Consider the following 17903-nt stretch of genomic DNA (forward strand, 5'->3'; position numbering starts at 1 on the left):
ACTTTTTGCTCTTTATTTGGGTGCAATTTATTTTTTAATCCAAGTATTATAAAGCAGATAATTGGTTATTGTTATATTATAGATAATATCAGATTACAGCAAATACTTACAAAGCCTAATTTTTAAAACTTCAAAAACTACAATTGCAATTACTTTTTTGGTAATGAATCTTACCACCCTCTTAAAAAAAGTTTTTTTATCTATGTTTTATCTATTTTTATCTCTTTATTATGCTTTATTTTACCCAAAAACTGTTTCGGCGGTTGGTTTTATTAGTTGAATCTATGCTTTAGCTAATAAATGATAATAAAAAAATGATTATAATTTTTTTTATTCAATCAAAAGTCAATTATGGTCCAATTTTTTTTTTCAGAAGCCCGTAGCAAAAGCACAGAGTATTATATAGTATATTCCAGATTAATATAGTTCAATTGACAGAATAAAATTTTTTTCCTATTCTACCCAACCCTAGTTCAAAGGCCCTGCTTCATGGCCCCACCCATACCTTGGAACATTGCCCAAGATAAAAAGAAATTAAAAATAAAGATAGATATTAAGGATGTCACAACGGCCGTAGTTGTAGATTTTCCCACACCTTTTGCCCCACCAGTAGTAGTTAAACCCCAGCTTGTACCAATTACAGCAATTAAAACACCAAAGACAACTGATTTAGTTAATCCACTGCACAGATCCCAAAGAGTTAAAAAACTCCGGACAGAATCAATATACATGCTTTGGGGAATATCGTATAGATTTACTGCAATTATTAGTCCACCAAATATAGCAGCCACCAAACACAATAAAGTTAAGATTGGCATCATTACACCACAAGCAATAACTCTGGGAATAACTAAATAATCTACTGGATCTGTTTTCAGTATATATAGAGCATCTATTTGCTCTGTCACTTTCATCGTGCCTATTTCTGCCGCAAATGCTGAACCTACTCGCCCCGCAACAACAACTGCTGTTAAAACAGGACCAAGTTCCCTAGATAAAGTTAGAGCCAACATACCTCCAACCATATTAGCTGTACCAAAAGCTACAAGTTCCCTGGCAACCTGAATAGTAAATACCATACCGACAAAACTAGCTGTCAGCAAGACAATTAGTAAAGATTCTGGACCGACGATCGCCATTTGCTCAATGGTATTACGACGATAAATTTTGCCATGGAATAAATGGACAAATACTTGGCCAGCTAAATATGTAGCTGCCAACATTCGTTGTCCCCACAACCCTAAACTAAAGTTAAAAAAAATTTTACTCAATATAAACTAGAATATTTACGAGAAATTTACTAATCTTCAACAAGATTTTTAGATCAAAATTTAAGTTTTCTTACAGATTTACTGATTTTAAGTGATATTTATCTATAATAAGCGAATTAGCTTATGTAGTTAACTTGCTACTGAAGTTGAATTACATCTGAACTTGTGGTTAATTATTATGACTATTTTAACTAATTTCCTACGTTCTTTACTATTAACAACTATTTTTAGCTTTATCACTCCCATTATTTTAATTGGGGTTAGCTGGGTTAGCTTTACTTTAATTAGTCGTCTTCCTAGTTTACAGGGAATTGGTCAATCTGGTATTGACCAAATGTGGGAATTATTAGCAACTTTCGGCAGTGGCCATCCTTGGCAAGGATGTTTAGTAATTGCTATTACCTGTAGTTTAGTAGGAGCTATGTTTGATACTTATGTGTTTTATCAAAATTCACCGAAAAAATGGGTCTAAAGTCTCTATCTTTTAGTTTGACCTTTTATGGATTAAAGTAGTAATGAATATATTATCATATGATTAATTTAGATAATAATTATGAAAGCTTAATTTAAGTTTAGTATTTATCCGAATCTTGTACAAAGACATCGACGTTGCAAAGCTATTTGTTGGTGTACTTGTTATTTGGAATGATACTCTGGCTTGCTGCCAATAAAATTATCAAATAGGAGCAAATAAACCATTATTATCTAAGCTACTCAACTATTTTCTTTAAGTGCCTAAATAAAGTTAATTACATATTTTAGGTTGAAATTATTAAGCACTTTTTTGAAATAATTAAGTAAACTTAGCTGATTCTCACTCATTTAAGCATCAAACTAAATCAATGCATATTTAATAAATTTCCTGAGAATCTCAATTAAGTTTTGTTTAAGTTAAGTAAGTAGATAACCCAAAAATATAGAAATTTATTGACTCCCATTACTATAGCTTTTTAATTAAATTATCATACTTTAGAATTGAGCCTTAAAACATAATTGCTACTGTAGGTTTAGACAAATTGTCACTAAATTAATCTCAAAATTTCCTGACTATTTTACTGTTGATAATTCCGTAGTTAATTTCATAATATAATTTATTTGTAGGATTCATTAACCCCAAACAAGATATTAATTCTTTGAATTTGACAGCTTTTCGTTGTTATTTTTACCTTTTTTTTCGGCAAAGCGAACATAAGGTCTAAAATCAAATCCACTATTTTCTAAATATCTCAAGTCAATTTCTCCCTTTTCTTTGGTAGGGAATTTTTTTTATTTCTAATAATTTAGGTTTTTTTACTTCTACTTCCCAGGAATCAGGAGTTTTATTAATTTATATTTTTTGATAATTTTTTTGATCGTTTCTTTCCTAACATCTATTCCCCATCATTGAGAAATTTTTATTCCAACCTATCTTAAGTTTTTTAAGCTTTCTTTGACCCACTGTTTGACTATATCTTTTTTGTTCCTTACTATATTTAACTTCCTATTTTTGCTTCTTCCTTTGTGATTATATAATTTTAATTCGCTATTTGTTTGCTATTAGTTTGTGATATGTTCGCTATTAATTCATTATTAATTCGCTATTAGTTCACTATATTTAGAAATTATGAATAATCTTTGGGCTATAAGAGACGATTACTAAAAGGCTAATAGTTGAAATTATCCCACTTTATTTTAAGATTTTATTCTATCTGAAGCTTTCTCGCTTCTCGTATAATGCTTAGATAATTCCAATAATTAGGAATATTTTTCTTTCACGGAGCCTTGCAGAGTTTGCTTTAGTCGCGATCGCTATTCCTTTCTTGAACAAATATGTGGGAAAATAGAAAAAACTTGACAACTTCTCCAACAAAAACCTACAGGAACTTTAATAAGCTCAAAAACTATTTTGAACTGAAATAACATGACAGAACAAAAGATGCACGGTAATTACGATCACATTTAAGGGAGGAACCGAATTCGATAATTCTTTCTCCTAAGTTACAATTAAGATAATTTGAAAAAAATTTAATTTAGTTCCTAAGACTTATAGTGTGTTTCATCATCAGTGATGTATGTCTGTGACTGGCAAGAGGCTCGCACTGTAAATACTTGATCATTAATGTTTATAGCTTATATACTCAATGTGATCCAAAATACTTTTTGGTGTACAAACTGGGAATTTTTTGAATATTATCCTAATCACAAAAACTTGAGTACGGCAACTGCGATCATATCTTTACCATTTTCCTCACTTACTGAAGACAAAATCTACTATAAAATAGAAATAGAAACAAAGAATTAAATGACACATAAAATATAAATTGAGGAGGTAATAAATATAGCTATTGTTGATTTTTATATTGCCCATGAAATTGATTCCTAACAAAAATAAATAAATGATTTAATTTGCTAAATTATAGCCTTGTATAAAGATGTGATTACATTAAAAAAAAAGAGTACGGCAACTGCGATCGCATCTTTAACGTTTTCCTCACTTACTGAAAACAAAATCTACTATAAAATAGAAATAGAAACAACAAATTAAATTATACATAAAACAGACATTGAGGAGGTAATAACTATAGATATTGTTAATTTTTTTATGTTGCTCATGATTTCGATTCCTTTAATTAGCTAAATATTAGATGTGATTATATAGCAATCGAAGCAAAGGTTAGGACGTTAACTTAACAGCATAATCAACTCTCAATGCGAAAATTTTCTATTGTTCCTTCTGACTTTCTGACTCGATTTTTAATTGGAAACCAATAATGTTCTATTTCATTTAAGTCAGGAGAATATGGTGGTAAATATTCAAGCTCACAATTCACTGATTCTATTAATTCTCTAACTTTTTGGGATTTATGAAAACTTGCATTGTCTAATATTACTAATTGTCCTGTTTTTAATTGTGGCAACAATTTTTCTCTCAACCATTTTTCAAAAACTACACGGTTACAAGAGCCTTCAAATGTTAATGGAGCAACTAATTTTCCTTCACACAAACCACTTACAATACTTACCCTTAGACTTCTTTTTCCTGACTTTAAATCGTAATATCTTTTTCCCAATTCATTCCATCCATAACCATAATCTTCTCTATTATCCATACCTGATTCATCTATATACACTAGCTGTTCCGGCCTTTTATCGCGAATTTTGGCCAGAAATTTCTTTCTTTTGTCTTCATCTCTTTCTCTGTAACCGTAAGTTTTTTTTTCTTGTATAACCAATTTTTTTTAAGGCTTTACTTATAGTGCGATCGCTTACCTTATCTGGCCATTCATCAGCCATTTCTTTTTGAGTTTTACTGCCATTAATCTGGGCAAATTTTCTGAATTGTTCTAAGTCTGGTATTTTGGGATTATATCCTTTTTGATAACCTGTTTTTGCTTTTATATCCCCAGTTTCTCTTCTTCTATGTAACCAAGTATTGATGGTATTACGACTAATCTTAAATATAGAACTTACTTGAGTTTTACTCATCCCACCATCAATGGCCTTAATAACTTTTTGTCTTAAGTCATAGCTATAAGGAGAAGGCATAATCTTTCCTAGATAATTTTTCGAGCATTATGTCCTAATCTTTGCTTCGACTGCTATACTCAAGAAATAATACGGCAGTTATGATCGCATCTTTTCTTTTTTTATTACTTGTTGAAGAAAAAAAGTCTACTAACTTAAGTAGAAACATCAAAAATAAATAAAATCACATCTAAAACATAAATTTAGGAGATTATAAATATGACTCTTGTTAATATTTATATTGCACCTAAAATAAATTCCTAGCCGAAAGAAATAAATAATTTATTTGAGTTTTTTGCTCCTAGTATAAATCGTGAATTCAAAGGAATAGCATTTACACCAGAAGTTGAAATTTATGAAAAAAACAATGGAATTAATTTAAAACTGGAAATAACCGGTTTGGATAGTAAAGATTTAGATATACAAGCTACTGCTAAAGCAGTTAATTGAAATAAGAGTCAAATCAGACAACCGATAGGGTCACCTGATCAGAGTGAAAGTAGTGACCACTAGGATTAAAACTATAGGCATGAGAGTTATTAGCATTATCAGAAAATAAATAGGGCTAGTAACTTTATAGCAAATGAATCTATTGAACAAAATAAAAGGAATGACTACTTCTGTAACATTATAAGATTGCCTATCAAAATTTTACTGCAAGTATATGCTGCAATGATCTAGTAATTATAATCTTGCGCTGGGAAGGGAGTAATTATTTATTATGGCAGAAAACAGGATTAATTTTGCTAATGTTTTTCTCTGGACTTCTGTTCAGAAAAATCTTCTAAATATTCACAAAATAACTAATTGATTAATTATGCACCAAAATATCTCTTCACTAAGCCATAAAAATTTACCAAGACCTAAGGGTATACCTGGCAACAATTCTGATGCACATATGTATTTATCAATGTATCAAACTATTGCAAAAAAAGAGCATGTAGAAAAGGAACTACGAGATCTAGAGAGGCGAACTAAAAAGGCTAAACAAAAATTGGCTATGCTTGAGGAACAAATAAGCAAATATCCTGCACTATCGCCCGAACTAAAAAATCCAACTCAGTCACAAACGAAACAACACACTAGTATGTTAAAAAAACACAAAACCTTGAACGTATTCGATAAAACCAGCACAACTGGGAGGGGTAGTACTCAGAATGAAACGAAATTTACAACAATTACTATGGGATATTAGTAATTCGTAATTATCTCTCGTTTTGTTGCTCCTTTATGTTTGGAAGTACAGGTTAAGTTTTGGATGAGGTTTATCTCATTGAGTATTGATCCCTCACGGGCTGATAATTAGTGAAAGTTATTGTTAAATAAGGGTTTTAAGGATACATTAAAGGGTTCAAATTGGCGATGACAACACAAAAATATAATTATTATTAGCAAGGGTGTCGGTGAGGGAAGTTCGCCGACACCCGCAGCTAAATTGGATGTATTTTTCAAGTTTGAGACGACAAACACATATTGTGAATAAACTAGGGGTAATTTAATTTTAAAGACATTATATATAGAGATCAGTAAATTAGATGTATTTGCCCTAATGGCTGCCCGAAAAGTTGAAATAAAAATCAACTAAAATTGGGGGGAGAAGGGGTTGGTTCTCGAAGCTAACTAACTTCTTTTCTAGAAATGACGATGATTATTACTAACCGAAAAATCAATATTTTCTAAAAAAGTAGAATTATTTAAATCTTTGTCCGACAATAGTTTGGAGTATATTGTTGCCCTGTTATGAATTGAGCATATCATAGCATTTCAAAAAAGAATTTTATAAATAAGTTAAGTATTATAATCATGTCATAGTAGGCATTTTGAAAGTTAGTATTAGCAGGTAGTAAATAGCTACTGTGAATTTTTATGTTGTGCGTGAAGTTGATCCCGGCAAAAAAATCAATCAATTATTGGCTGGATATTTGCGCTGCTAATTAGCTAAATATTAGTCATTGAGAAAGATGGAATGAACTGAAAAAAAAAAGAGTAGGGAAAGTACCTGAGTTTGTTTCTCGTTTCCCTCACTTACTCAACACATAATTTACTCTAAAGTAGAAAAAGAAATAAGAAATTAATCGTACATAAAACATAAATTTCGGAGGTAATAAAGATGGCTATTGCAAATTTTTCTGTTCTCGGCAATATAGGTTCTTGGATGGGTTTTCCCGTTGTGGATCAAGTTGTGGATCAAATCAATTCCTTGAAAAAAGAAGTAAATTGTTTATCTGAGGTTTCCACTTCTACTATCAATGGTAAAGTTACTTCTACTATAAATGGTAAAGTACAAGAAATAGAGTTTACACCAGAGGTTGAAATCCACGAAAACAATAATGGTATTGATTTAAGACTGGAAATACCAGGTTTAGAATTTCAAGGTTTAGGTCTACAAGTGAATGCTGAAAGAGTAGAAATTAAAGGAAAAAATCGCCAAGACACTGAAGTAGAAGAACAAGATTAAGTTCGTTATGAATTTCATTATGGTGCTTTCCAACGCAGAATTTCTCTACCAGTTAGGGTTCAAAATAACCTGGTAAAGGCTGACTATAAAGATAGTTTTTGCACATACATTTACCTAAAAGTGAAGCTGATAAAAATCAAGTTGTGAAGGTAAATGTTGGCTAAATATTAGTCATTGAGAATGATGGAATGAACTGAAAAAAAAGAGTAGGGAAAGTACCTGAGTTTGTTTCTCGTTTCCCTCACTTACTCAACACATAATTTACTCTAAAGTAGAAAAAGAAATAAGAAATTAATCGTACATAAAACATAAATTTCGGAGGTAATAAAGATGGCTATTGCAAATTTTTCTGTTCTCGGCAATATAGGTTCTTTGATGGGTTTTCCTATTGTGGATCAAGTTGTGGATCAAATCAATTCCTTGAAAAAAGAAGTAAATTGTTTATCTGAGGTTTCCACTTCTACTATCAATGGTAAAGTTACTTCTACTATAAATGGTAAAGTACAAGAAATAGAGTTTACACCAGAGGTTGAAATCCACGAAAACAATAATGGTATTGATTTAAGACTGGAAATACCAGGTTTAGAATTTCAAGGTTTAGGTCTACAAGTGAATGCTGAAAGAGTAGAAATTAAAGGAAAAAATCGCCAAGACACTGAAGTAGAAGAACAAGATTAAGTTCGTTATGAATTTCATTATGGTGCTTTCTAACAAAGAATTTCTCTACCAGTTAGAGCTCAAAATGACCAGATAAAGGCTGACTATAAAGATGGTTTTTGCACATACATTTACCTAAAAGTGAAGCTGATAAAAATCAAGTTGTGAAGGTAAATGTTGGCTAAATATTAGTCATTGAGAATGATGGAATGAACTGAAAAAAAAGAGTAGGGAAAGTACCTGAGTTTGTTTCTCGTTTCCCTCACTTACTCAACACATAATTTACTCTAAAGTAGAAAAAGAAATAAGAAATTAATCGTACATAAAACATAAATTTCGGAGGTAATTAAAGATGGCTATTGCAAATTTATCTGTTCTCGGCAATATAGGTTCTTGGATGGGTTTTCCTATTGTGGATCAAGTTGTGGATCAAATCAATTCCTTGAAAAAAGAAGTAAATTGTTTATCTGAGGTTTCCACTTCTACTATCAATGGTAAAGTTACTTCTACTATAAATGGTAAAGTACAAGAAATAGAGTTTACACCAGAGGTTGAAATCCACGAAAACAATAATGGTATTGATTTAAGACTGGAAATACCAGGTTTAGACTTTCAAGGTTTAGGTCTACAAGTGAATGCTGAAAGAGTAGAAATTAAAGGAAAAAATCGCCAAGACACTGAAGTAGAAGAACAAGATTAAGTTCGTTATGAATTTCATTATGGTGCTTTCTAACAAAGAATTTCTCTACCAGTTAGAGCTCAAAATGACCAGGTAAAGGCTGACTATAAAGATGGTATTTTGCATATATATTTACCTAAAAGTAAAGCTGATAAAATCAAGTGATGAAAGTCAATGTTGGCTAAATATTAGTCATTGAGAAAGATGGAATGAACTGAAAAAAAAGAGTAGGGAAACTACCTGAGTTTGTTTCTCGTTTCCCTCACTTACTCAACACATAATTTACTCTAAAGTAAAAAGAGAAAGAAGAAATTAATCATACATAGAACAAAATTTTCGGAGGTAATAAATATGGCTATTGTTAGTTTTCCTATGGTGGGGGATATAGATTCTTTTATGACTTTTCCTCTTGTGCGTAGAAACAATTCCTTGAAAAAAGAAATGAATTGTTTATCTGAGGTTTTCACTTCTGCTATAAATGGTAAAGCTAAAGAAATAGTATTTACACCAGCGGTGGAAATCTACGAAAATAATGATGCTATTGATTTAAGGCTGGAAATACCAGGTTTAGAAGTTAAAGATTTAGATGTACAAGTGACTGCTGAAGCAGTAGAAATTAAAGGAAAACGTCGTCAAGAAACTGAAACGGAAGAACAAGACTTGGTTCGTTCTGAATTTCATTATGGTGCTTTCCAACGCAGAATTTCTCTACCAGTTAGAGTTCAAAATAACCTGGTAAAGGCTGACTATAAAGATGGTATTTTGCATATACATTTACCTAAAAGTGAAGCTGATAAAAATCAAGTTGTGAAGGTCAATGTTGGCTAAATATTAGTCATTGAGAATGATGGAATGAACTGAAAAAAAAGAGTAGGGAAACTACCTGAGTTTGTTTCTCGTTTCCCTCACTTACTCAACACATAATCTACTCTAAAGTAGAAAAAGAAATAAGAAATTAATCGTACATAAAACATAAATTTCGGAGGTAATTAAAAATGGCTATTGCAAATTTGTCTGTTCTCGGCAATATAGGTTCTTGGATGGGTTTTCCTATTGTGGATCAAGTTGTGGATCAAATCAATTCCTTGAAAAAAGAAGTAAATTGTTTATCTGAGGTTTCCACTTCTACTATCAATGGTAAAGTTACTTCTACTATAAATGGTAAAGTACAAGAAATAGAGTTTACACCAGAGGTTGAAATCCACGAAAACAATAATGGTATTGATTTAAGACTGGAAATACCAGGTTTAGACTTTCAAGGTTTAGGTCTACAAGTGAATGCTGAAAGAGTAGAAATTAAAGGAAAAAATCGCCAAGATACTGAAGTAGAAGAACAAGATTAAGTTCGTTATGAATTTCATTATGGTGTTTTCTAACAAAGAATTTCTCTACCAGTTAGAGCTCAAAATGACCAGGTAAAAGCTGACTATAAAGATGGTATTTAAAGATGGTATTTTGCATATATATTTACCTAAAAGTGAAGCTGATAAAATCAAGTGATGAAAGTCAATGTTGGCTAAATATTAGTCATTGAGAATGATGGAATGAACTGAAAAAAAAAGAGTAGGGAAACTACCTGAGTTTGTTTCTCGTTTCCCTCACTTACTCAACACATAATTTACTCTAAAGTAAAAAGAGAAAGAAGAAATTAATCATACATATAACAAAATTTTCGGAGGTAATAAATATGGCTATTGTTAGTTTTCCTATGGTGGGCGATATAGACTCTTTTATGACTTTTCCTCTTGTGCGTAGAAACAATTCCTTGAAAAAAGAAATGAATTGTTTATCTGAGGTTTTCACTTCTGCTATAAATGGTAAAGCTAAAGAAATAGTATTTACACCAGCGGTGGAAATCTACGAAAATAATGATGCTATTGATTTAAGGCTGGAAATACCAGGTTTAGAAGTTAAAGATTTAGATGTACAAGTGACTGCTGAAGCATTAGAAATTAAAGGAAAACGTCGTCAAGAAACTGAAACACAAGAACAAAATTTGGTTCGTTCTGAATTTCATTATGGTGCTTTCCAACGCAGAATTTCTCTACCAGTTAGAGTTCAAAATAACCTGGTAAAGGCTGACTATAAAGATGGTATTTTGCATATACATTTACCTAAAAGTGAAGCTGATAAAAATCAAGTTGTGAAGGTCAATGTTGGCTAAATATTAGTCATTGAGAATGATGGAATGAACTGAAAAAAAAAGAGTAGGGAAACTACCTGAGTTTGTTTCTCGTTTCCCTCACTTACTCAACACATAATCTACTCTAAAGTAGAAAAAGAAATAAGAAATTAATCGTACATAAAACATAAATTTCGGAGGTAATTAAAAATGGCTATTGCAAATTTGTCTGTTCTCGGCGATCTAGATTCTTGGATGGGTTTTCCTACTGTGGAGCAAATCAATTCCTTGAAAAAAGAAATCAACTATTTATCTGAGGTTTCCACTTCTACTGTAAATGGTAAAGTTACTTCTATTATAAATGGTAAAGTCAAAGAAATAATGTTTACTCCAGCAGTCGAAATCCACGAAAATAATGATGCTATTGATTTAAGGCTAGAAATACCAGGTTTAGAAGTTAAAGATTTAGATGTACAAGTGACTGCTGAAGCAGTAGAAATTAAAGGAAAACGTCGTCAAGAAACTGAAACACAAGAACAAAATTTGGTTCGTTCTGAATTTCATTATGGTGCTTTCCAACGCAGAATTTCTCTACCAGTTAGAGTTCAAAATAACCTGGTAAAGGCTGACTATAAAGATGGTATTTTGCATATACATTTACCTAAAAGTGAAGCTGATAAAAATCAAGTTGTGAAGGTCAATGTTGGCTAAATATTAGTCATTGAGAATGATGGAATGAACTGAAAAAAAAAGAGTAGGGAAACTACCTGAGTTTGTTTCTCGTTTCCCTCTCTTACTCAATACTAAATCTAGTCTAAAGTAGAAGGAGAAAACTCATCTGGGGTTTTCACTTCTACTATTTTTGGTAAAATCAAAGAAATAGCTTTGATACCAGGAAGTGTTGATACCACTAAAGGTGAATTAAGATCTTTTTATGATTATTTTCTAGAGCACCGGAACTCTCGCCTATTCGGTTAAAATAAAATCTGATGGGTTAATTTCCGGGGCATCTTCTAAGGTAGCTATTTTGCCACCACCGCCAAAACCCGGTAGCCGACCTTGGCATTGTAATATAAGTCTCCGGTGGCGCGATCGTAAACGATGTCTGCTACAGATCTCGAAACGGCTTTTTTGTTTTTACAGCAATTTTCAGGTAAATAGACCACAGTGGTTGAACCAACCGAAGGCATCATCTTCAGTAATGAAATTTACAACTTCAGCCATTGCTTGCTCCAGTGATTCATGGGTACGTGCCTCACAAGAACGGAGAAATTGCTTCAGTTTCGACCAACAAAGCTCAATAGGTGATAAATCAGTAGTAAGACCTGGGTTTAATAAAGTGATAAATACCTCAGTATTTGTACTTCCTGGTACAGTCATCGACGCAATCAGTCCATCCAGGTTCAAAGCACCAATCAAAGAAACATTTCCACCCTTGCTACCTGGGATACTACCAACAGCTCGTTCCCCATCTACGGCTCTGGCGAATAAACGAGACATTGACAAATTTATTCGGGCTTCATCAACAAATACTAAATTTCTGACATCAATTTTATCTAACCAACGTCGATAGTCATGTCTTAACTCTTGGACTCTTGGGGTATCTTGCTCACTGGCATAAAGACTTTTTTTTTGCACCGTAAGCCTAATTTTTCTACGGCGCGATGCATTGTGGAGATACTCACCCTAATTCCTGTTGTTTCTTGATAGCGAGCGCATAATTCTCTCAGCAATAAGTCATTTTTCTCCTCTACCAGAGATTTGATGATGTTGAGATTATCATAGGAAATTATTGGCTGCTGATATCCTCCACGTCGTTTGGCCTCAATTTGTCCAAGAGTGACGATAATGACGCAACAAATTTTCGTACCATAGACAAGCTGACCTTAAATCTTTCAGCCAACTGACGTTGAGAGCCTTCTTTTGCTTCCCAAGCTATAATCACGCGACGACGCAAATCACTCGAATACGATACTGGCATTAAATTTAACAATTACATCAAACCCATTTTACCGCACTTTGTGGTTCAATTACCTGAAAAGTGCTGTAATGTCGCTTGTTCCAGATGCTTTACAAATTACAATGATTATTTTTGGAATTAATATTTTAGACATTTTTGCCCAAGGTCAAATAACCTTAAACAGTCAATTGCAAGATAAAGAATTTTAAGAAATAATAGACTTTGTGCTGCTTACCTTTCTGTCTGTATTTTTTTGATAATCCCAAATCTGTTTCCCAATAAGACCAATACCTGCAATAGCAACAACTGCACCACCTGTAGAAATAGCAGAAACAATAGCAGCTCCAGCAACTACTCCACCACCACCTGCAGCTAATGTGCCACCTCCTAACCAAGCTAACGCAGCATTTGTAGCTGCTGCTCCACTTAAAGAACCAATCGCCGTCCCTGTGGAAGCTGCTGCCCCTAAAGTAGATGCAACAGTAACTACTGTACCTGCTGAAGCTCCTGCACAAACCATTGCACCTCCGGTAACCATTGCTGCTGTTGGTATTGCTTTTTGAATAATAAATTTTTGCCATTCTGGGGAAATTTCCACCCAAACTGCTTGAATAACTGAAGCACTTAATAAAACTGCTCCTAATGGTGGATATATAATTACAACAGTTGTGATTATACCTGAAGTGAATGCTTTTAGTCCTACCTGATTAATCGCTTCTTCAAGAGTCATTTTATCCTGTAAAACTTGAATCAGAACAGGAATAACTGATTCTGCCAACGTAAAGCCCAAAGCTGCAAAAGCATTTCCTCCCATTAACCTTTGAATAACTTTGATAGCAGTACCTCGAATAAAACCACTTTTTAAACCATTTATAGCTACTTCAAGGAATTTTTCCAGTTCAGCTTTATCAAGCGCTTGCTCTCCTCTACAATAAGCTGCAATAGTTTTGATAGACCGGAGCAAAATATTAATAGTAGTGTTAATTGACGCACCTGTAATGCCAGCTCCTCCTACTTCTCCTACTAGTGCAGCACCTTCCATTAAGTTAGCAGCTAAATATGGATTTTCAGCAACCCAAACAGCAAAGCCTTTACTAATAGGAAAACTTTTTATCCCATCTACGTTAATTATAGTTTTTGTTCCATATAAACTAGGATTTTCTGAATTAGTAAGTATATCACTTTTGTAGTGTCCAGAATTAACTTGTTTTTCTACATATTCAGAGGTACCTACTTTAGCTTGAATTTCTTCTATAACCTTTCCTACTTTTTCAACATAAATATCAGGGGCATACTTAGTTCCATCTGCGGGGATTTGATAAGCACGAGTTTCAAAGCCTTGTAGTGAAGCTCTAATATTGAAACCAATTGTTTGTAAATGTTCAAAGGCAAAACCAAATGCTTGTGGATTTTCAGTAACTTGATGATTATAGCTGTTAATTAGGCCTGAACCTGGTTCTAGTATTTTTGCAGCTCCGTCTTGAACAGCTTCTACTACTGCTGATATGTTTCTAGTTGTTTCAGGAATTAGACCATTGATAATAGAATCAATTTTATCTTTCATTATAATTTTAGAAAATAGAGAGCTTTTCTTGTTATTATAAAACACATAATTGTTTGCAAACAACAGAATATTTACTGAATTCCGATATTTTTTTTATATTCAGATTGCTTTCATTGTTCGCCGACTAAGAAGCGAGTACAATCTCTATAATAACATTATAATTGCCCACTCGACACAATATTCTACTGCTTTGTACAAAAGTTCTTTAAGAGCTACTTCAGCTATAATTTTTGAGTATTTAAGCCAAAATGAGTCTGAAGAATATTGAGAAAGCGCCCAATCAATACAATAGTCTACTGTTTTGTATAAAAAGTCTTTCGTATTTTTTTTAAATGAAGTTTCTAACAGCATAGGCCATAAATCCTTAGATTTATTTGCAGCAAATCTTGACAGAGAAACAGCAGATTTTGATAGAGACTCGGTAGACTTTGATAGAGATTTGGCAGATTCTAATGAATACCTAAAAGTTTTTCCACTAAAAGATTCTAAGCCTTTCCAGAATGACATTTTTCAATATTAAAATTTTTTAATGATATTTATTTAACAAGATTTATTATTTCTCAATATTAATTAGAAGAATCTTCTAAGTTTATTTTTTCTGTTACTTCTTGTGTTGTTTTATTATATTCTTCTTCTACTTCTTCTAATATATCTTCAAAATTTTTGTCACTTGTAGGTTTGTAATAAGCAATATCTGCTAAGGCTTGCCCCAATTTGCCTTCACGAATTTTTTGCATCATTATTTTTTTGTTTTCTTCCTTTGACAGGTTAGGATTAAAATAACCTTTTAGAGCGTCAAGAAACTTTTCTGGACTTAAGGAAGGTACTACAGTATTTAGTATTTCAAATGCTATTGTAGTTGGATTATTAAGATTCATAGATTTGACTCCTATTTAATATGTAGACATACATGGACTGGAATGACTTTTTTTTGGACATTATTTCTGACTTTTTTTTTGGTATTTTTGACTTTTTTTTTGGTAATTGGTTTGGGAGATGGACGTTTTTTATCATTTTTATAATAGTTTTGGTAGTTATTGCTTTTTGAAACTTACAGATACATACACAAACTTATCCAATCTTAGATTACAAGGATGTGTATTATTATATAGTTTTTTTTTGTTCTAAATTTCCCTTATAAAATCTAATTTTATCTTAATTTTAATACTTAGATTTTCCGTTAATTTCTTAGTAGTTATTTTTTTCTTCTCCAATTCCACGGGTTAATTTGTTGATTTGTTGGCAATCCCCAAAATCCTACTTGTTTATTTTGTGCTTTTTGTTGTGCCACTGCCTGCTGTCTCCAGGTGGGTGGTCTGGTATTTTAAAAGTGTTACAGCATATAAAAACCCAGACTAAATAAAATAATACACTTGTCTATTATTTTTGACAAGTGTTTTTTTTTATTATTTATTTATGTTTTGAATTTTTGATATAGCTTGCTGTGGGTGTTGTACCCGAGGGGGTGATCTGGTATTTTAAGAATTGACAAAAAGACTAAAAATAACAGATCAATTGAATATTACACCGAGTACTTATTTTTTACAAGTGTTTTCACATAGGAACTCTCCTATTAGAAAAACCGACGGATGGTTCACTTGTAAAAATTATCTAACCGACGATTTACTAATATCCCTCTGGAATTCCCCGACAGACATTATCGGCGTTAGATTTGGCCCTAAAACCAAATACTGTCTGTTAGACATTGACATAGACTCCCCCCATCATCCCCGAAACTCAAATAATCTAAGAAATATCCTCGGTTGTCTTGAAGATGTTGGCCTAATAGACCCCGTTCCGATCCAATCCTCCGACTCCGGCTGCCTATATATTTATTACTTCTTACCTGAATTAGTTCCAACCTTTGGGCTAGCCAGTCTATTATCTAATACCTTAATCTCTGCCGGGTTCGACATAAAAAAAGGCCATTTAGAGATATTTCCAAACCCTAAAACATATATTGATACTGAAAATCATAGGGAATATTCCAAATATAATGGCCATCAGAGATATTGTTATCAGAAACATCAGAAGAAGCTAATGAGTACTTGTTTGATTTAAAAGAGAGGCAAGGAAAAAGTAAATATGGGAAATTAACACTATGATCGGCAACAGATTCCACAACTGACCATTACAAAAGGTTTGGCTTCGCTGGAATATATGAAATATAGGTGCAACAGTAAAACTTAGTTGGGTTTTGAGTTGCTTCCGCAGGAATTGAAAATACTTTTCACTTGGTTGATAGGGCAACTTATCAACCTTATTTTTTTTAGGAGGAAATATGTCAACTTGTATTGTTTACTCTGACGGGATAAACCCAAGGACAAACGCTTGGGAAGTAATAGAGAATTTGTTAGTTGAACTCATGAAAAACAACGAGCAAATAATTTTATTTAACAGAAATTCATTAGATCAGTTCACTCAATTTTATCTTACAGCAATTTTCAGGTAAATAGACCACAGTGGTTGAACCAACCGAAGGCATCATCTTCAGTAATGAAATTTACAACTTCAGCCATTGCTTGCTCCAGTGATTCATGGGTACGTGCCTCACAAGAACGGAGAAATTGCTTCAGTTTCGACCAACAAAGCTCACACTTGTGATAAATCAGGAGAGTAAGGGGGCAAAAACTTGACTTGAGCACCGACGGACTCAATGGCAACTCTGACACGTTCAGCATGATGAACCTTGAGATTATCCATTACCACGATTGCCCCTTGCCACAACTGAGGTAGTAAGACCTGGGTTTAATAAAGTGATAAATACCTCAGTATTTGTACTTCCTGGTACATTCATCGACGCAATCAGTCCATCCAGGTTCAAAGCACCAATCAAAGAAACATTTCCACCCTTGCTACCTGGGATACTACCAACAGCTCGTTCCCCATCTACGGCTCTGGCGAATAAACAAGACATTGACAAATTTATTCGGGCTTCATCAACAAATACTAAATTTCTGACATCAATTTTATCTAACCAACGTCGATAGTCATGTCTTAACTCTTGGACTCTTGGGGTATCTTGCTCACTGGCATAAAGACTTTTTTTTTGCACCGTAAGCCTAATTTTTCTACGGCGCGATGCATGGTGGAGATACTCACCCTAATTCCTGTTGTTTCTTGATAGCGAGCGCATAATTCTCTCAGCAATAAGTCATTTTTCTCCTCTACCGGGACTTTAGTGAAAAAATAGTAAAAAAAAGGGTATAATGTATACCTGATATGTATTTTACGTTAATTACTGGCCTGGGAAAAGTTTGATGAAAGAAACAACTTCAGTGGCCATGCCCTCTTGTTTCCATCGATGGTGCGATCGCTTTAACAATGTCTTTAAAACAAAAGCCCAAAAAACAGGGTTTAGGGAATATATAGGAGGATTACTCTTGAGAAAGCGATCGAAAAAACTTGTCTCAAATTGCCAACAACACTGTAGGTCACACGTACCACAAATTACGGCATTTTCTAGTTCGAGCAAATTGGTCTGTAGATGCTGTGAATGAGCGTCGTCTTCAAGTAATGTGGGGGTAGTCCTGTATATGTAGTGATAAAATTACAGTGAAGCGATCGCTTCATTATAATGATTAATGAAATACCAAATAGCTCCTAGATGGTTTTCTAGCTTTTTAGAAAAGGATAAAGTCTTTCTGACCAACCGAGAAATTCTTTGACGCAAAGTATTATCGGGACT

At 33.0% G+C, this 17903-nt stretch carries 18 protein-coding genes and 2 pseudogenes; 11 read left to right on the forward strand and 9 right to left on the reverse strand.

The window, feature by feature from the left end:
* Positions 1 to 473 precede the first annotated feature (473 nt).
* On the reverse strand, positions 474 to 1271 hold the full coding sequence (locus tag TERY_RS14650; protein ID WP_071820691.1) for an MlaE family lipid ABC transporter permease subunit: 798 nt from the start codon (positions 1269 to 1271) through the stop codon (positions 474 to 476).
* A gap of 178 nt (positions 1272 to 1449) precedes the next feature.
* Between TERY_RS14650 and TERY_RS14655 the strand changes: the two genes are divergently transcribed.
* Complete coding sequence (locus TERY_RS14655) at positions 1450 to 1743, forward strand: hypothetical protein (RefSeq protein ID WP_011612555.1); 294 nt, start codon at positions 1450 to 1452, stop codon at positions 1741 to 1743.
* 2206 nt (positions 1744 to 3949) lie between these two features.
* On the opposite strand, the gene TERY_RS30775 is transcribed toward TERY_RS14655, so the two are convergent.
* Positions 3950 to 4796 (reverse strand): IS630-like element ISTer1 family transposase gene (locus TERY_RS30775; RefSeq protein ID WP_076611779.1). Its coding sequence is split into 2 segments (ribosomal slippage): positions 3950 to 4489 and positions 4491 to 4796, totalling 846 coding nucleotides; the frame shifts between segments, so codons are not numbered across the junction.
* Positions 4797 to 5592: 796 nt separating this feature from the next.
* Here TERY_RS30775 and TERY_RS14670 point away from each other — a divergent pair.
* The 9 genes from TERY_RS14670 to TERY_RS14705 all read left to right on the forward strand — a co-directional run bounded on the left by TERY_RS14670 (position 5593) and on the right by TERY_RS14705 (position 11402).
* Positions 5593 to 5970, forward strand: coding sequence for a hypothetical protein (locus tag TERY_RS14670; RefSeq protein ID WP_044136841.1), 378 nt, complete (start codon positions 5593 to 5595; stop codon positions 5968 to 5970).
* Between the two features lie 915 nt (positions 5971 to 6885).
* The gene (locus TERY_RS26345) at positions 6886 to 7233 is read left to right on the forward strand and encodes a hypothetical protein (protein WP_052845803.1); all 348 of its coding nucleotides are present in this window, start codon (positions 6886 to 6888) and stop codon (positions 7231 to 7233) included.
* A gap of 330 nt (positions 7234 to 7563) precedes the next feature.
* On the forward strand, positions 7564 to 7911 hold the full coding sequence (locus tag TERY_RS26350; protein WP_052845804.1) for a hypothetical protein: 348 nt from the start codon (positions 7564 to 7566) through the stop codon (positions 7909 to 7911).
* A gap of 331 nt (positions 7912 to 8242) precedes the next feature.
* Entirely contained in the window at positions 8243 to 8590 is a 348-nt protein-coding gene (locus TERY_RS26355) for a hypothetical protein (RefSeq protein WP_011612557.1), read from the forward strand.
* 39 nt (positions 8591 to 8629) lie between these two features.
* The gene (locus TERY_RS37035; RefSeq protein WP_370497222.1) at positions 8630 to 8734 is read left to right on the forward strand and encodes an Hsp20 family protein; all 105 of its coding nucleotides are present in this window, start codon (positions 8630 to 8632) and stop codon (positions 8732 to 8734) included.
* 186 nt (positions 8735 to 8920) lie between these two features.
* Positions 8921 to 9397 (forward strand): Hsp20 family protein, encoded by a 477-nt coding sequence (locus tag TERY_RS14690; RefSeq protein ID WP_011612556.1) that lies wholly within the window; start codon positions 8921 to 8923, stop codon positions 9395 to 9397.
* A 167-nt stretch (positions 9398 to 9564) separates the two neighbouring features.
* A complete protein-coding gene (locus TERY_RS26360; protein WP_011612557.1) occupies positions 9565 to 9912 on the forward strand; it encodes a hypothetical protein in 348 nt (115 codons plus the stop codon).
* A 344-nt stretch (positions 9913 to 10256) separates the two neighbouring features.
* The gene (locus TERY_RS14700; protein WP_011612558.1) at positions 10257 to 10733 is read left to right on the forward strand and encodes an Hsp20 family protein; all 477 of its coding nucleotides are present in this window, start codon (positions 10257 to 10259) and stop codon (positions 10731 to 10733) included.
* Between the two features lie 168 nt (positions 10734 to 10901).
* Positions 10902 to 11402: an Hsp20 family protein gene (locus TERY_RS14705; protein WP_011612559.1), complete on the forward strand. Its 501-nt coding sequence runs from the start codon at positions 10902 to 10904 to the stop codon at positions 11400 to 11402.
* Between the two features lie 438 nt (positions 11403 to 11840).
* Here the strand turns inward: TERY_RS14705 and TERY_RS14710 are convergent, their stop codons facing one another.
* From TERY_RS14710 to TERY_RS33220, 6 genes are all read right to left on the reverse strand, one after another.
* Positions 11841 to 12329, reverse strand: a complete 489-nt coding sequence (locus TERY_RS14710; RefSeq protein ID WP_011612560.1) for a transposase — start codon at positions 12327 to 12329, stop codon at positions 11841 to 11843.
* 527 nt (positions 12330 to 12856) lie between these two features.
* Positions 12857 to 14215, reverse strand: coding sequence for a hypothetical protein (locus TERY_RS35155; protein ID WP_011612561.1), 1359 nt, complete (start codon positions 14213 to 14215; stop codon positions 12857 to 12859).
* 144 nt (positions 14216 to 14359) lie between these two features.
* Positions 14360 to 14722 (reverse strand): hypothetical protein, encoded by a 363-nt coding sequence (locus TERY_RS14720; protein ID WP_011612562.1) that lies wholly within the window; start codon positions 14720 to 14722, stop codon positions 14360 to 14362.
* Positions 14723 to 14781: 59 nt separating this feature from the next.
* The gene (locus TERY_RS14725) at positions 14782 to 15093 is read right to left on the reverse strand and encodes a hypothetical protein (RefSeq protein WP_011612563.1); all 312 of its coding nucleotides are present in this window, start codon (positions 15091 to 15093) and stop codon (positions 14782 to 14784) included.
* Between the two features lie 1714 nt (positions 15094 to 16807).
* A complete protein-coding gene (locus TERY_RS33215) occupies positions 16808 to 16918 on the reverse strand; it encodes a transposase (RefSeq protein ID WP_081432459.1) in 111 nt (36 codons plus the stop codon).
* Positions 16911 to 17270, reverse strand: coding sequence for a transposase (locus TERY_RS33220; RefSeq protein ID WP_052845805.1), 360 nt, complete (start codon positions 17268 to 17270; stop codon positions 16911 to 16913). The genes TERY_RS33215 and TERY_RS33220 overlap by 8 nt, the downstream gene beginning before the upstream one ends.
* 205 nt (positions 17271 to 17475) lie before the next feature.
* Here TERY_RS33220 and TERY_RS37040 point away from each other — a divergent pair.
* Positions 17476 to 17734: pseudogene (locus tag TERY_RS37040) on the forward strand (transposase); the annotation flags it as partial.
* A 31-nt stretch (positions 17735 to 17765) separates the two neighbouring features.
* Here TERY_RS37040 and TERY_RS28130 read toward each other — a convergent pair.
* Positions 17766 to 17897: pseudogene (locus TERY_RS28130) on the reverse strand (IS1 family transposase); the annotation flags it as partial.
* Positions 17898 to 17903 lie beyond the last annotated feature (6 nt).

The sequence above is a fragment of the Trichodesmium erythraeum IMS101 genome, from assembly GCF_000014265.1.
Lineage (GTDB): Bacteria > Cyanobacteriota > Cyanobacteriia > Cyanobacteriales > Microcoleaceae > Trichodesmium > Trichodesmium erythraeum.

What these genes read in the sequence shown, in the direction of transcription:
- TERY_RS26355 (WP_011612557.1), top strand. Translation starts at nt 8,243, where the DNA reads ATGGCTATTGCAAATTTATCTGTTCTCGGCAATATAGGTTCTTGGATG.
- TERY_RS14720 (WP_011612562.1), bottom strand. Translation starts at nt 14,722, where the DNA reads ATGTCATTCTGGAAAGGCTTAGAATCTTTTAGTGGAAAAACTTTTAGG.
- TERY_RS35155 (WP_011612561.1), bottom strand. Translation starts at nt 14,215, where the DNA reads ATGAAAGATAAAATTGATTCTATTATCAATGGTCTAATTCCTGAAACA.
- TERY_RS33215 (WP_081432459.1), bottom strand. Translation starts at nt 16,918, where the DNA reads ATGGATAATCTCAAGGTTCATCATGCTGAACGTGTCAGAGTTGCCATT.
- TERY_RS14670 (WP_044136841.1), top strand. Translation starts at nt 5,593, where the DNA reads ATGCACCAAAATATCTCTTCACTAAGCCATAAAAATTTACCAAGACCT.
- TERY_RS14700 (WP_011612558.1), top strand. Translation starts at nt 10,257, where the DNA reads ATGGCTATTGTTAGTTTTCCTATGGTGGGCGATATAGACTCTTTTATG.
- TERY_RS26350 (WP_052845804.1), top strand. Translation starts at nt 7,564, where the DNA reads ATGGCTATTGCAAATTTTTCTGTTCTCGGCAATATAGGTTCTTTGATG.
- TERY_RS26345 (WP_052845803.1), top strand. Translation starts at nt 6,886, where the DNA reads ATGGCTATTGCAAATTTTTCTGTTCTCGGCAATATAGGTTCTTGGATG.
- TERY_RS14725 (WP_011612563.1), bottom strand. Translation starts at nt 15,093, where the DNA reads ATGAATCTTAATAATCCAACTACAATAGCATTTGAAATACTAAATACT.
- TERY_RS14655 (WP_011612555.1), top strand. Translation starts at nt 1,450, where the DNA reads ATGACTATTTTAACTAATTTCCTACGTTCTTTACTATTAACAACTATT.
- TERY_RS26360 (WP_011612557.1), top strand. Translation starts at nt 9,565, where the DNA reads ATGGCTATTGCAAATTTGTCTGTTCTCGGCAATATAGGTTCTTGGATG.
- TERY_RS14705 (WP_011612559.1), top strand. Translation starts at nt 10,902, where the DNA reads ATGGCTATTGCAAATTTGTCTGTTCTCGGCGATCTAGATTCTTGGATG.
- TERY_RS14690 (WP_011612556.1), top strand. Translation starts at nt 8,921, where the DNA reads ATGGCTATTGTTAGTTTTCCTATGGTGGGGGATATAGATTCTTTTATG.